This window comes from Novosphingobium sp. SG919 (genome assembly GCF_012932495.1).
GTDB lineage: Bacteria > Pseudomonadota > Alphaproteobacteria > Sphingomonadales > Sphingomonadaceae > Novosphingobium > Novosphingobium rhizosphaerae.
The window spans coordinates 1131570-1146232 of the sequence record NZ_JABCNG010000001.1 but is presented as its reverse complement, the minus strand read 5'-3'; the positions used below and the strand labels follow the sequence as shown (position 1 = coordinate 1146232).

At 62.8% G+C, this 14663-nt stretch carries 13 protein-coding genes; all 13 read right to left on the bottom strand.

Annotation, left to right across the window (positions count from 1 at the left end):
- Positions 1-347: 347 nt before the first annotated feature.
- Positions 348-782, bottom strand: a complete 435-nt coding sequence (locus tag FHT19_RS05075; RefSeq protein WP_169474155.1) for a CopG family transcriptional regulator — start codon at positions 780-782, stop codon at positions 348-350.
- Positions 779-2845: a conjugal transfer protein TraG gene (locus FHT19_RS05070; protein WP_169474154.1), complete on the bottom strand. Its 2067-nt coding sequence runs from the start codon at positions 2843-2845 to the stop codon at positions 779-781. The genes FHT19_RS05075 and FHT19_RS05070 overlap by 4 nt, the downstream gene beginning before the upstream one ends.
- Positions 2846-3272: 427 nt before the next feature.
- Positions 3273-3746, bottom strand: coding sequence for a spore coat protein U domain-containing protein (locus FHT19_RS05065; protein WP_169474153.1), 474 nt, complete (start codon positions 3744-3746; stop codon positions 3273-3275).
- A gap of 146 nt (positions 3747-3892) precedes the next feature.
- Positions 3893-4399: a spore coat U domain-containing protein gene (locus tag FHT19_RS05060; protein WP_169474152.1), complete on the bottom strand. Its 507-nt coding sequence runs from the start codon at positions 4397-4399 to the stop codon at positions 3893-3895.
- A gap of 44 nt (positions 4400-4443) precedes the next feature.
- The gene (locus FHT19_RS05055; protein WP_169474151.1) at positions 4444-4947 is read right to left on the bottom strand and encodes a spore coat U domain-containing protein; all 504 of its coding nucleotides are present in this window, start codon (positions 4945-4947) and stop codon (positions 4444-4446) included.
- Positions 4948-5110: 163 nt separating this feature from the next.
- A complete protein-coding gene (locus FHT19_RS05050) occupies positions 5111-5335 on the bottom strand; it encodes a hypothetical protein (RefSeq protein WP_169474150.1) in 225 nt (74 codons plus the stop codon).
- A 107-nt stretch (positions 5336-5442) separates the two neighbouring features.
- Entirely contained in the window at positions 5443-7815 is a 2373-nt protein-coding gene (locus FHT19_RS05045; protein WP_169474149.1) for a fimbria/pilus outer membrane usher protein, read from the bottom strand.
- A 97-nt stretch (positions 7816-7912) separates the two neighbouring features.
- Positions 7913-8659 carry a molecular chaperone gene (locus tag FHT19_RS05040; RefSeq protein ID WP_169474148.1) on the bottom strand — a complete coding sequence of 249 codons (747 nt, stop codon included), beginning with the start codon at positions 8657-8659 and terminating at the stop codon, positions 7913-7915.
- Between the two features lie 134 nt (positions 8660-8793).
- Positions 8794-9369, bottom strand: coding sequence for a spore coat U domain-containing protein (locus FHT19_RS05035; RefSeq protein ID WP_169474147.1), 576 nt, complete (start codon positions 9367-9369; stop codon positions 8794-8796).
- Positions 9370-9955: 586 nt separating this feature from the next.
- Entirely contained in the window at positions 9956-11074 is a 1119-nt protein-coding gene (locus FHT19_RS05030) for a spore coat U domain-containing protein (RefSeq protein WP_169474146.1), read from the bottom strand.
- A gap of 454 nt (positions 11075-11528) precedes the next feature.
- Positions 11529-13274: a DUF3363 domain-containing protein gene (locus tag FHT19_RS05025; RefSeq protein WP_169474145.1), complete on the bottom strand. Its 1746-nt coding sequence runs from the start codon at positions 13272-13274 to the stop codon at positions 11529-11531.
- 249 nt (positions 13275-13523) lie between these two features.
- Positions 13524-14306, bottom strand: a complete 783-nt coding sequence (locus FHT19_RS05020) for a lytic transglycosylase domain-containing protein (RefSeq protein ID WP_169474144.1) — start codon at positions 14304-14306, stop codon at positions 13524-13526.
- The gene (locus FHT19_RS05015; protein WP_169474143.1) at positions 14303-14659 is read right to left on the bottom strand and encodes a DUF736 domain-containing protein; all 357 of its coding nucleotides are present in this window, start codon (positions 14657-14659) and stop codon (positions 14303-14305) included. The genes FHT19_RS05020 and FHT19_RS05015 overlap by 4 nt, the downstream gene beginning before the upstream one ends.
- Positions 14660-14663: the final 4 nt, after the last annotated feature.

Here is a 14663-nt window from a genome sequence, read left to right as displayed (position 1 = left end):
CAGCCCACAAGCTGCGCCTCTTGCGCGGATGATTGCCCCCTCCGCCATTTGGCCGAAATTTCCACACCGCGAGCACACCTTTGATCCCACGCGCCAACAGAGGGGGGCGGCCGCACACCAGTCTTCCAAAAGCCGGCGCGCTGCAGAACAGGGCAGCAGATAACCTCTCCACTGCCTATTCAATTGAAAGCGCGGCGGGTCTTGTTCTGAGCTAAGATCCCGGAAAGCCAGTACTCTGGTAGCGGTTCCCCCAGTCAAAATATGACGGGTGCGTTCCAAAAATGCAACGAGGGTTAATCCGGATTAATACAAGATCACAGTGCGTTTGCGCATTTTACGTGGCCTGCTTACCGTCCGGGCTCGCCTAGGGCATTGTCCTTGTCCATCGCCACATCATCGCGCAGCCGGGGACCCAACTCGAGGCGCCGGTTAAGCGTTTCGACGAACCGCTCCCATCGCTCCTTCCCGCTAGCCTGCGCCGCCTTGAGCGCCGTTTCTGCCAGTGGGGGCGTCGTGGTCAGCCAAAAGCGGATGAACAGCGCCAGGGTCTCGTTAGAGAGTTCGACGTGCCATTGCAGCCGGTCGAGCTGGCGGCCGATCCGATCGAGACGCCGCGCAAACGCCGCCTCGAGCCGTTCGGGGCCATCGGGCGAGAGGTGCGATGCCAAGGCGGCTTCGATGACAGCAGCCTGAGGTACCCGGCGAGACGCGGCGTGATCGGCAAGATGGCGCGCCAGGTCGGCGGGCAGACGGATGCTGCGCTTGACCGCAGGCTTTTTCATAATGCGATCCCGTCATCGGGATCGAGCGATGCGGTCCTTGCATTGCGCAGCGCCAGCCGATCACTTGCACGCAGAGCCCGCAGAGCGTCGTCCTCCGCCTCTGCCTCGTCGAACTCAAATTCGCTTACTGGCGCTCGTGGCTGCGGGTTGATCTCGTCGGGCGGCAGAAGCTCGGGCTGCCGGCGCAGACCCCCATCCGAATCCTCGCCCCGCGGCGAGGCCGCACGTGAGGCAGGAGCCGCTGTCGCCCGATCATCAGCCCCTTCTGCTTCCCCTTCCCGGCCGATCTCATCACGCCCATGTTCGTCGCTGCCGACGTCGGCCATGTCCTTGACCAACGCACTCCACTCATGATCGGCAGCAATAGCCCGCCGCTGTTCCGGCGCGGGAGGCGCGAGCACGCGGCACATCAGACGGCCGTCCTCATAATAGCGCGCCTTGCGAGCCCGGATCGGCGGTAGTCCCGCGACCATGACGATTTCATCGCTTGGCGGCAGCTGCATGATTTCGCCGGGGGTCAGGAGCGGACGCGCAGTTTCACTGCGCGACACCATGAGGTGCCCGAGCCAGGGCGACAGGCGGTGTCCAGCGTAATTCTTCATGGCCCGCATCTCTGTCGCGGTGCCGAGCGCCTCGGAGATCCGCTTGGCGGTGCGTTCATCGTTGGTCGCGAAGGCTACGCGCACATGGCAGTTGTCGAGGATCGCATTGCTCGGGCCATAGGCTTTCTCGATCTGGTTGAGCGACTGGGCGATGAGAAAGCTCTTGATCCCGTAACCCGCCATGAAGGCCAGAGCGGATTCGAAGAAGTCGAGACGGCCTAGCGCGGGAAACTCGTCGAGCATCAACAGCAGCTTCTGGCGCCGATGTTGGCCGCGTGCATCGAGCTCCTCGGTCAATCGCCGTCCGATCTGGTTTAGGATCAGGCGGATAAGCGGCTTGGTCCGGCTGATGTCGGAGGGCGGCACGACAAGATAGAGCGACGTCGGACGATCGCCCTCGACCAGTTCGTCGATCCGCCAGTCCGATGCGCCGGTCACTTCGGCCACGACCGGATCGCGGTAGATCCCGAGGAACGACATGGCGGTCGAGAGCACGCCCGAACGTTCATTGTCGCTCTTGTTGAGGAGCTCCTGGGCGGCAGAGGCGACGACCGGATGGACGCCATCCTTGCCCAGGTGGCGGGTCGTCTTCATGAGATTGAGCGCCGCCGTGATCGGCCGCGATGGATCGGACAGGAAGGCCGCGACGCCAGCGAGCGTCTTGTCTTGCTCGGCATAGAGGACATGGAGGATCGCGCCGACGAGCAGTGCGTGGCTGGTCTTTTCCCAATGGTTGCGCTTCTCGAGCGAGCCTTCCGGGTCGACGAGTACATCGGCCACATTCTGCACGTCGCGGACTTCCCATTGGCCGCGCCGCACCTCGAGCAGCGGATTGTAGCGCGAAGAGCGTGGGTTGGTGGGGTCGAACAGCAGCACGCGCCCGTGGCGCCCTCGGAATCCTCCGGTAAGCTGCCAATTCTCGCCCTTGATATCATGGACGATGACCGACCCGGGCCAAGTGAGCAGGGTCGGCACCACGAGCCCCACACCTTTGCCCGATCGCGTCGGGGCGAAACAGAGCACGTGCTCAGGACCGTCGTGACGCAGATAGTCACCGCCGAGCCGGCCAAGCATGATGCCTTCAGGCTTGAGCAGGCCTGCGGCGCGCACTTCTGGCGGCGACGCCCAGCGCGCCGAACCATAGGTTTCTGCGCGCCGCGCTTCCCGGGCACGCCATACCGACATGGCGATCGCGACGACGAAGGCCACGATGCCTCCGGCAGCCGCGATCAGTCCGCCGGTTTCAAAGACTCGCGGTGCATAGGCTTCAAAGGCAAACCACCACCAGAAGAAGGAGAGCGGCATGTAGACCGGATAGCCGCCAAGCCAGAACCATGGCGCGCCCAGTGCCGATTGAAATCCCAACGCAGCGGCAGTCCATTGCGTCGCCCCCCACAGCCCCGTGAGAACCACGGCAAAAACGGCAATGATCTGACCCCACAAGATCCGGGTTGCGGACATGGCTCGCTCCTTTGGGAGCGAATCCGACATCCGTCTTGAGAGCCTGGCAAGCGATGGTTCCGGACAAGGCGATGTGGCGCAGTATTACAGGCAATGGCGTAGCGCACTTGCCTTTCGCTCCTGAGGAACCAAATCTGGAGAACGGAGCATTGTTGCTGCCACTCCGTCTGAGACCCACACCTCAGTTCACAGCCTCGGAGCACAAGACTTCCCATTTGCCGCGATGGCAGCTCTCCGGGGTTGGATTATTTCATGTCCTGCAATTAGCACCGTGCCCGGAGTTGAGTGCCTGTATGAATTGGAAAAGAGCGCAGACCCGACCGGAGTGCTGAACACGCGCCAGCGCACATGCCGATCAACGCATTGCGATCAACACCGGGCTGCGCTCAGGATGCGAACGCGGACCGCACAGGTGCGCGCAGCCCGTTCAATAATCGAGTTGCAGGTGCACGAGGTCCGTGTAGCCGCCGTCCGGCAGGCCAGCAGGCAGGGAGGCTATCACACCGTAGATCGGCAAAGCCTGTGAGAAAGTCGTTCCGTACCCGATGCTGTGAGGTTGATCGTCCCACAAAGCCGCCGCAGCACTCCCCATTCGCAACTCATAAGGCACGAGGAAGCCTGACGGGCCGATCAGCCTGCGCTGGGTTCCACTTGCGTTCTGTCCGTAATCCAACCGAACATAGGGCGTAGCGGTAAGCAGGTTGCAGCGGACGTATACTGTGCCGATTGCGGTGACGCGCTGACCGGCCACGGCCCCCGTCGTACCGAAGTCGATCAGGCCCGAAGTCACCCCCCCGCTCGCGCCACTGTCGAACTCACAGTCGAGCGGGACCTGGACCGAGACGTTGAGCGGCTCGGCCCGCAACGAGCCGGGCGGAATGCTCAATGCCGCAAGCGCCATCGCGCAGGCACGTCGCGTAGCGGCGCCGCGATGCGAGCGGCCCGCGCGCTGAACACAAGGGCGTGGTGCCCCGCGTAAAGCGCTGCCAGCCAGCGCCCTCACTGCGCACCATTTGAGCGACGCAGAAGATACGGGCCTCATGCCGGTCACCAGTTCAGCGTCAAAACAATGGTATCCGTATATGTGCCGGGCGCGGGCAAGGCGGTACCCGCCGGAATTCTTCCGTAGACGGTCACCGTCTGCGATAGGCCGGTCCCGGTGCCACCGGTGTTACCGGCACCCAAGCTCGAGAGAGCAACTGGGAAAACAGCGGTTCGCCCGGAATCGGCGTAAATGTTGTAGGCAAGGTATTGCCCGGAATTGATCATCCGCCGCTGCGATCCGCTGGCGTTCTGACCAACGTCACCATACACCATCCATGGCGTCGTATTGGTGCAAGTGAAGCTGATCGCGCCCTGGCCATCGAGCGGAAGCGACGATGCAGTGGCGGTTCCAAACGCCAGGGCGGTGGTGCTGGTAATGCTGCAACTGCTCGATACGGTCGCGCTCACTGAAAGATTGTTTGCACCTGCTCCGGCGAACGCGCTTTCGGGAGCGAAGGCGGCAATCGCCAGCAAAACACCAGGCAGAAGCCGGCTGCGAAAGTTCTTCATGTCCATTTTCCTGATCAAGTGCTGTCAGCGTCGGCCAGACTGGCTCACCAATTGACGGTCAGCGTGAGTGTGTCGGTGTAGGTCGCAGCCGGCGGGAGGGGCTGGCTTGGCACCTGACCATACACAGTCACCGTCTGCTGGCCGCCCGTCCCCGTTCCTCCAGTATTGCCTGAACCGAGCGTGCCAAGCGCGGTTGGGAAGGCCACGGTACGGCCGCCATCCGAATAGATATTGTAGCTCAGGTATTGGCCGCTGCTCACCATGCGCGGCTGCGAACCGGACGCATTGGAACTGAGGGTGGCAGTGACGAACCAAGCCGTTCCGCCGGAGCAGGTAAAGGTCACAGAGCCAGTGCTGTTCACAGGGAATGTGCCTGCCGAGATCGCGCCGAAGGCGAGTGTCGAGGTCGAATTTACCGCGCAGCTCGATACAACAGTGGCTGTTACCGATAGATTTGTCGCTGTGCTGGCCGCCCAGGCGCTATCTGGGAAGAGCGCGCTGCCGCAGATCGCTAGAGCCCAAGCGATTGTCCGACGTCTGATGTGCATGCTTGAACTCCCCGATTTCAGCGTATTGGTTGGGTAATGGCAGCGGCCAGTTGCGCGGCGAAGGCGTTCGAAGCGTGCCTCTGTGCTGAAGCACGCTTTCATTCGCTGGCTCGCGGCCTTCTCGACTCTCGACATTCTTATCGAACGGGCAGGCGTTCGCATGTCAGAAGTCCACGTTGAGCCGTTGAGCGCCATCCGGGCGGGGCCGCGGCGGACGGAACTTCATTTCAGGCCCCGGGCTGATTGCCACGGGTTCAGCAAAAGCAGGATCGGTATCCGAGATCAGGGTCACGATCATGGGCCGCGCAGTCGAACAGTGGATCAACACGGCTTCTTCGAACCGTATGGTGAAGCTGCAGCTCGGCGCAACCTTGAGCTCCACCTGCATCACCCTGCCGTGGGGAAACGGACGGACTGAATCGTTGATGGTGCGTGCGGCAACGGGCGCAGTGCAGACGAGACAAGCTCCCGCAACGCAGATGAGGCCCTTGCCTGTTATCTGCACGACACTGGCCCGATCATCTGGTCGGCGATCTTGTTCACATCATAGGCAAATGTCGCGGCGCAGGTGCCAGATACGCCCAGATCGACGGTGAGGCGGTTCCTGGCAGTCAGCCCGCGCAGATAGACGAGCCCGTCATAGCCGATCGTGGCGCGCTCGCCACCTTCGAGCTGCGCGACATATCCGGGTTCCATGGGCTTGCCGTCGGCGCCGACCAAGCTGATCGTCGCCCCATGCGCCATTCGTGCTCCGAAATCGACCATGGCGCCCTGCTTAAAGGCGGCGACTGCAACCTGATCGGTTTCCGACACCTCCCAGCCGTCCGGAAGCGCTACGGGATCCAGGTAGACGTGGGTTGGCTGATAAGGGATCACATTGGGGAGCAGCGCCCTTCCGTTGGAATCGGTGCGCGCCACCCGAACCCCGCCTTGCAGGACATCGACGTGGGGTCCGGCATTGGCCACGACGACAAAGCTATTCATCACGCGCGGTGCCGGAAAGAGCCCGCCGCCTGCGGCGAGGATCGATCCTTCCAGGTCGAGTTGGCCGCGCCACGCCCCGCCGCTTTCGTCAACGCGCGCCTGCACAAAGGCCTGAGGCGCCTGATAGTTCAGGAAAGCGCTTTCGCTTGAAGGACCACTCTGCCCACCGCGATAGGCAGCGCCCCAATTGACCTCGCCCTGGCGACCGGACCCGGTTGAAGAATATTGGATTCCCCAGCTGTGAGCGCCGCCGGAATTGCCGTAGTCTGCCGTTGCGTAAGCGCGCTGGCCAGGACGGATGCTGAAAGTCAAATAGAGGCCATAGTTTCGGCGGTTGTTGAGATCGAGCGAGCCATTTGCATAGATGCTGATTCTGCTGCCGAGCCCGCGCGTGAGAGAGAAGTTCATGGCCTCAAAGCGGTTGAGCGAGGACACGATGCGATTGTAGCTCAGGGATATCGATGTCTTGTCAAACCAGGGCTGAAAGGAAACACCAGCCTGGTCGTTAATCCGCGACAGCACAGAGTTGGCAATCACGCTATCGCGCTCTCCTGGCTGCAGGCCGGGCCCGTACTCATGACGGCGCGTACTCCGAATTGCCGACACTCGGCCCAGGTCGAAATATTCGCCGCTGGTGCGCTGCGTGCCGGCGAAGAAACGGACACCGCCAACCGCGCCCTCGATCCGCGCCCCATACTGTAAGCCCGAATGACCGGAGTAGCGGCTGCCAGAGATCGAACCGCGCACGGCGCCGATTCCGCCCAAAGATGCCACCGCACCAAGGCCCGCCATACCCAGGCCGTCGCTGGTGTATTCCCCGGCAAGTTCAACCGTCAGATCGTTGCCAAGCCCATATTTGGCGACGCCGCTTGCGGCCAGGATACTGTCGTAGACAAACGACCTCGTCCCGAAATCAAGCCGCGGAGCACCAACGTCGAATGAATAGGTAAACAGGCCTTTCTTCAGCAGTCCCTGCGTGTAGTAGAACGGCTTGGTCACCGCGACCTGACGACCATTGGTGTCGGTAACGACCATCCTGACGTTGCCGTTGGCCGTGTAAGGCAGCTCTTTCAGATCGAACGGACCTGAGGGCACTTGCCCGCTGTAGATCCTCTGCTGGTTGACGTAGAGATCGACTGTGGATGGAAGCGCGGCAGAGCCGCCGAACTGCGGTAGCGCATTCGTAACGATATCTGCGCGCTGCTCGAACGCGCTGGCGATCTGCAAGCCTCCAAGGCGTACCGCCGATGTCCAGCTTTGCGCGTTGCTGCTGAAATCCCCGACGGTGTAGGAGCGAACAGACCGCGGATCGATATAGCGCCAGTAACTGTCGTACCGCACAGCGTTCCGGCCCCCGGACGAATTGGTGCTGGCAACCGTGCCAGTGGTCACGAAGGTTCCGGCGCGCGTCATCAGATCGGCCTCGAGGCTTGCAGAGACGCTTACATTTCCGCGATCTGCCGTTCCGTAGATGCCGTATCCAAGCATTAAGCCGTTGAGCGGTTTGATGTCGGCTGGATCGAAGCTCTGACGGCCTGTGTCGAGCCCCACCGAGAAGGAGGCGATAAACGCGTCAGGCGCCTGGACGTCGAGGACCTGATGCTCTTCGTCATAGCTGAAGCGAACCTGCGCCATTGCCGAAGCGGGGACCATATCGTCCGGTTTGAAACTGCGGTCGATAAGCAGTCGGATGTTTCGCAAGTCTTCAGCACGGAAGGAGAAGCCTTCCGGCTTTCGCCGGGCCTTCACGAACTGGTCAGTCGGCGTCCCGTTGAGGGTTGCCATAAGATAGAGGTCCTGGCTTGCGCCGAGCCCGCCGCCCGCGTCGACCCGCCCGCCAATCGGTCCGGATTGGTCATCGTCATTTGCGGCAAGCAAGGCCACAGCCGACCGATCATTGTCGGCAGCAAATGCATGTTGAGCTGGAATCAGACACGCGCTTGCTAGAAGGCAGCAGCGCGCCGAAAATCCGGGCATGCAATTAGCGAACTTCGGCCGCGATGGGCTCGCGGATATCCAGAAGATCGTTCTTTGCGATAACCGTCACTCGATCGCCTGGCTTGAGGTGCGCGGCAGAGGAGCCCGCAGACGGCTGGTAGTTGAAACGCTTGGTGGACCCAGCAAGCACATAGCCGGCAAGACCCTGCGCAAGCGTCAGAGCGGATCCATCGGCAAGCTCAAGGCGGAGCCCGCCGATCTTGGCGTGCCGCAACCCGCTATTGGTCGCTTCTGCATGAACGCCACCTTTGTCCTCCCAGACATGCCAGGTGAGCTTGGCAACGGCCGTCTTGTCGACCACGAACACCGGCATCGAGGTGCGCAAAACCATCCGCACACCTTGAGATACTGCCCGCGGATCGATCGGCTTGGGGAGTTCGTCAATGAACAGCCGGTAGGAAAGCTCACCCCCGACAGCGCCGGTCGAAGGGCGGGCAACGCGCAGAGTGAAGGACTTGTTGGGCGCGATTGTCAGCGAGGGCGGGCTGGCGATGAGATCGGTGGCTTGCTCGAGGCGGTCCTCGCCGTCAACCTGCCGCCACTTGTAGAGCCGGACCTGCAGGGTCACAGGTTCATTGTCGCTGTTGAATATCGTTACGGCAGCAGCACGCTCATCGGAACGGATGTCGACGCCGATCGGTGAAATCCTCAGCGCCGCCGCTCCGGCAGGCTGCGGCACCGAACTGAAGGCCAGCAGGGTCAGCAGCGAGTATTTGCGAAACAGCTTCATGCAACCTGGCTCACTTCTCTGTGAATTCAACGGCACGGCCACTGCGAGCGGTCGGCGGCACATAATCCATCGCTGGAATGGGGAATTGCTGGCTGGGACCGCGAGCGGCGCTCACGGCCCCGGCCAGCCCGGTATCAATAGGTGAGAGTCAGCGTGACCGTGTCGGTGTAGGTCCCATCCGCGAGCGATGCGACGCTCGGGACGCGGCCATAGATTCCAACCTGGGCCGGCGTATTGGCGGTCGGAATGACCAGGTTGACTGGCGATCCGGGAAGCCATGCGACGTTGCGGCCGGCGTCCTGGTAGATGTTGTAATTGACCGTGGCTCCGGCGGGCCCGAGCAGTCGGCGCTGATTGCCCGACGCATTGAGGCCCGAACCGATGTCCAGGCTGGGCGCATTGACACCAACGTAGGACGAGGAGCAGCTCACCTGCACCATGCTACCGCTGCCCGACGCGGACAGGGCCTGACCGTCGACCGAGCCGGTGGAGCCCGAAGAGACAGTGCCAAAGTCCATGATCGCGTTCGCAATTGCGCCGCCGGTGGTACCGGCGCCCGACGACACGAGATAGCAACCCGGGGCGATGGTAAGCTTTACGTCGAGCGTACCCGAGGAGGTGCCGTTCGCCGGGCTTGGCGGAGCGGCCATAGCCGGCATTGCAGCACTCATGATGGCAGCGCCAACGACACCAAGAAACAGTTTCTTCATATGCAGTCTTCCTCAACTTAATCTGACGAGGCGAACCCCATCGGTTAGCAAGCGGATTGCTCTGGCGCGGCGCGCCCACACCCGTCCGCTTGTCGGGCGCGTGGCTTCCAAGGAAACCAGATGACGTGAGTTGCCCCGCGGCGAATCCGCTGACATGCCGGGCACTGCCGATCGAAAATTTGGAGAAAGAGGGATGTGGGCGAAGGACCTCCGCGAGGACTCGCCTCAACGCCACATTTGCCCGGGAGCAGCGCTACCCGGACAGGTTCGTTATCCGCATTCCACAATTCCCCCATTGGCCAGACCCAGTGGCCAAGTTTCGTGTTTGATTATCCGGTTCCGATAGCGTCCCCACAACCTACCGCCGGAGCGCGGATGACGCGCCGTGAGGCACTCGACGGTACTCCAGAGCTGCATTGCACCCGCTCGACGACACGCCTTGGATCTCAGCCTCGCAAGACTGCCGCATGCCGCGCGATGAGCGGCCAAGGGGTGCTTGCGAGGAAATGGTCTGCCCATTGGGGCGCGGACAACCGAGCGTACGAGCGCGAGACTGGGCCTCCAATGCCGACCGAGTATATTCGATTCAGTACGCAACGGTAATCACCACGTTGTCCGCATAGCTTCCCACGGGCGGCATTGCTGTCGCTGCCGGTATAGACGCGTAGATCGTTGTCGAAGCATTGGTGCCCGTTCCGGTGCCACTGACGCCACCGCTCCCACCGACCACGGCGGGACCGCCGGTCGCATCCCAGACCTGCGAACGACCTGCGTCCTTGTAGAGCTGATAGGGGAGAAGGTTGCCCGCGGCGCTCTTCATGCGCCGCAGGCCTGAACCGGCACTTTGGCGATTGTTTCCGTCACTCAGGTAGATCGTGTAAGGGGCCGAGGTCGGACAGTTCACGACGACAGAGCCCGATGTGTTTTGCGCGCTGGCGCTGTAGGAAACGCTCCCAAAAGCGATGTTCTGGACCGACGCGATCGAACAAACCGCGTTGATTACGAAGTCAAAAGTGAGGGTCCGCCAGGATAGCGAAAAACCGGAACCCGTGCAGCCATTGCCGCTAAAAGTCTCTCCGTAGGCGAAGCCATAGGAGTATTGCACTCGGTAGGTACCCGGAACCATGCCGGACGAGGTACTTGTCGCTGGCAGATTGACCTTTACATATCCATTGGCCCCCGTTGTAAAATTCACACCCGGGCCGGTGCCGACATATTTGCTATACTGTGTTCCCGACGGCGGATTAGTCGCCGAACCGGTCATCGACGGCGGGGCCACTGCAAGAATGACATTCACTGGAATATGAACGGAAGGGTTAGCAACGTTATAGGCGTAATTGTTTGAGTAGTTCAGCTGTACGCAAGTCGCCATTAGGACATTATAAGACCCGCTGCAGGTCAGATTCGCGTTCATATCGGCTGTCACGCTGGTCCCAATCTCCGCTGGACTTAGCGTGTAGGTGTTGCTTGCGTTCGAGAACGAGCAGGAGTCTTGGTAGTTCGCGGCGCGGGCAGGTCCGGTAACCAGCAACGTGGCACCCAACACCAATGTCAGCTGAAGGAGATGAGCGCCGGTTACGACCATGCAGCATAGCGCCCGCGCGCGCTTGATATGGTCACGCGCGTCAACGTTCGGGAAATCAGACGCGCAAGCACCTGCAGTTGCGATCTTGCGCAGGCGATGCCTCAGAACTCTAACGAACATTCATTTCCCCGGTGAAACTGGGATCGAAGAAGCATGGCAAAGGCCTTGCCGCGTCAGAGCAACGCCCCGAGAAGCCTTGATGCGGACAGCAGGAAGCTCAGCGCTCGCTGATTGTATGCGCACCCGCGCGGCCGATATTGCCTGCCTTCACACCCGCTCGACGGAACCGCTTGAGCGCCCAAAATCCGTAGCCGCCACCTTGATACGGGGCGAGCCGAGACACGCTGCATTCGGCTATGCCGCTGTGGGCTAGCGAAAAGGGCCGGATCTGATCAGGTCCCCAACGCAAGCCATTGGCTCTCCAGGGGGAGCTTGCTTAACTTGCTTTCGAACAGCGCCTACGGGCTGGGACCGGTAGGCAGGCGCTGCTGCAATCGACGTCAAAGGCTCCGAAGCGCCGGGCGAACAGAGAAGCCCCGGCCAACGACCTTTGGCTTTGGCATCTGACAATCAGCTACAGCCCAATCCCCTTCCCCCGACCCAATTGCCAGTCCACCGATCCACCCGGCGTCAGCACGCCGGAGACGTGCTGCCCGAGGTGCGGCTCAAGTGCCGGACGCCAGGGAACCAACTGAAAACTGAGCCCATCGTCAATCATGGCAAAGCGGCCTGAGGATAGATCGACCCGGGTGCGATAGGTCCCGCTCACATAGGTGCCTGCACTCGATGGCTGGTGCGCCAGTCCGGTGCGCTCCGCGATATCGTCGATCGCTTGGGCGAGATCGCGCGCCTGCAGGGTTTGCAGGAGATCCTTGGCAAAGACGAACCCACCGCCCCGCCGTGCAGCCAGTCCCTGGCGTTCAAGCTCGCCACTTCGCGCGGCGAGGGCCTGCCGAACCTCGTCGCCGAAGCCAGCCCAACCCTCGTGGCGTTCGCCCGACAGCAGCTGCCGGTCCAGCCAGGTGGCACCCCGCGCTGAAATCTGGTCGGCGACGGACAGGTCGGTGCGCGTGGCGAGTGACAGGCGATCGGCGCCGGTGCGGTCGGTCCAGCTGCGCACTTCGACGATGGCGCCGGGTGGAGCATCACCGGTCAGCTCGAGGCTGTCGAACTTGAGATGGTGCGTGCGCCCGTCGGTGCCTTCGATGATGGCATAGGCCGTCCCGGCGAGTTCGTCGCGGTGGCCTCGCTCGGCCAGTCGACCGATCACCACGCCGTCAGGCGGCCGATCGTGCAGGACAAACCCTGATACGTCCGGCTCCGGCCCCCGACCCGACAATGCGCGATGCATGGTCTTTATGATGTCGGTGCGGATCGACAGGTCCCGGAGCGTCGCCTCTGCGTCGGGTGCGATCGTCCAAAGCCCTGCCCCCTCTTGGCGTGCCAGCCCCATGCGTTCGAGCCTGGCGGCGCGGCCGATCAGCAGCCCGCGAAGCTCCAGGTCGTCGCCTGCGGCGGGACGCAGATCAACCATGCCCGACAGCTCGTCGGCGAGGCGCTGGAGCCGGCTGTCGAGACTGGTCCAGCGATCTGCCTCGACCTCCCGTTCGAGAGCCTGGCGCAGGTCCTGCTCGCTGCGCGGCCCGAGTTCGATGGTGGCGCGCTCCTCTGCACGAAACCGCATGCCTTCGCGGATATAGTCCCGGTCGATCACCAGATCGCTGCCGTCCGCAGCGACACCCCGCACGAGAACATGCACATGGGGATTGTCGGTATTCCAGTGGTCGGTCGCGATCCAGTCGAGGCCAGTGCCCAGGTCTGCGCTCATGTCGCGCATCAATTCCCGGGTGAAGGCCTTGAGGTCTTCCATCTGGGCGGCATCTTCCGGAGAGACGATGAAGCGGAAATGATGCCGGTCACCCTCGCATCGCGCAGCAAAGGCATCACCATCCGCCTTGTCCCCGACGGACCCGAAGAGCTGCCCTTCCCTGCCATCGCGCGTCACCCCGTCACGCTCGAGATAGGCGATATGCCGGGCCATCGGTGCGGCCCGAAACCGGCTGCCCTTGTGCCGAACGATACGGGCCTTGACCACGACCCGCCGCCGATGCTGGCCTGACGACAGCCGGAGCCGCGCGATGCGCCCCCGGCCCCGTGCGCCGGTTCCCTTGCCCTTGGCAGGCCCGCGCCGGGCATGGCCGACACGCGCCGCTGCGCGGCGCACCTGGGCGGCCAGGCTCTGCGCGCGCCGCCCGCCGCCCCGCCCCGCGTCGCGCCCTCTTCCCGGCCGGACCGTAAAATCCTGGTCGTCGTTGCTCATCGGGCGCGCATCCATCGCGTCACCCGACAAGCCTCTGAAAACGCGGAAGAACTCCGCAGAAGCGCCACCTGGCAGGGCGCGATGCCACCGGAAAAAACCCAACGACCACAACAACATGGCACCCGGCGGGTGGCGATGCTTTTATCTCGCCCTGCGACCATCCCTTCCGAATTGTCTTTTCCCGGGATTCCGCATTCCCCCACAATCACACGCGAGCCAACGCCGGGGATCGCCAGAGCCGTCACGGCGTCAGTCACGGTCGGACCGAGTAACGAACAGGCCGCCGCCACCAAGCGACGAACTCACAGCAGGCACTGGCACAGGTTCGGCAGCCGGAGTCGGCACAGGCGTATCGACCAAGCGCGCCTCCTGACCGCTGACCGAGGCTACCGCCTGCGAAGCAAACAGACCGGAGACACGCCAGGACACGGCGGGCCGTGCTGCTCGCGGCTGCCAGTCAGAGGGATCTGCATTCGCTATCTTTGGGGAGCCAAGCGCCGGTGCGATCCGTGCGACATAGGCGATGGTTTCCGCAGGCAACGGACGTCCTGTCCGTCGCCAGTCGTCGACACGACCGGGACCCGCATTATAGGCCGCAAGCGCGGCCCCCAGGTCGCCATAGCGGTCGAACATTTCGCGCAGATAGGCCGCACCAGCATGGATGTTGGCGGCGGCATCGAAGGGATCGCTGCCGAGCCCGTAGCGCGCCGTGAGCATGGCCCAGGTGCCCGGCATCAACTGCATCAGGCCCATCGCGCCCTTGGGCGAGACGGCGCGCAGATTGCCTGCGCTTTCGGTGCGCATGACCTGCCAGATCCAGGCCTGGGGAATCGCAAAGCGCCGCGCAGCGGCTGTCACCATCGGCGCGTAGTCCTGGCCGGTCACCAGACCTGTCGCCGCCTGCCCGCAGGCGGTTCCGGGAAGCGAAGTGAAGGCCAACAAGGCTGCAACCAGTGCCGCCCGGCGGCGCGGGTAATGGTCGTTGGCTTCACCATCGAGGCTCACAAAGCGATTACGGCTGCGCACGTTCATTGTGAGCCCTCCGCAGCCCGCGGGCTGCGTGGACGCGTCCACAGGAGCAGATAGAGATCCGCCTGTTCATTCGACAGGACCAGATTGGCGTGGAGAGGACGCGCCAGCGTCGGGCAATCGAACCGCAAGGCGAGGAAGCTGTTCCCATCCTTCCGGCTGTGGGTCCAACCGGCGCCGACCGGCCGGCCAGCCATGTCTCGATCATCAGCGCCGACGGATATGACACGCCAGTCCGGCGCCTTACCGCCAGCGGCGGACCCGCTCGCGACGAGCCGAACAGGAAGGTCGAGCCCAAGCGTGCGCAGCCGCCCTTCGAACCCGTCGTCGGTTTTCTTGAAACGACCGATTTCCATGGTG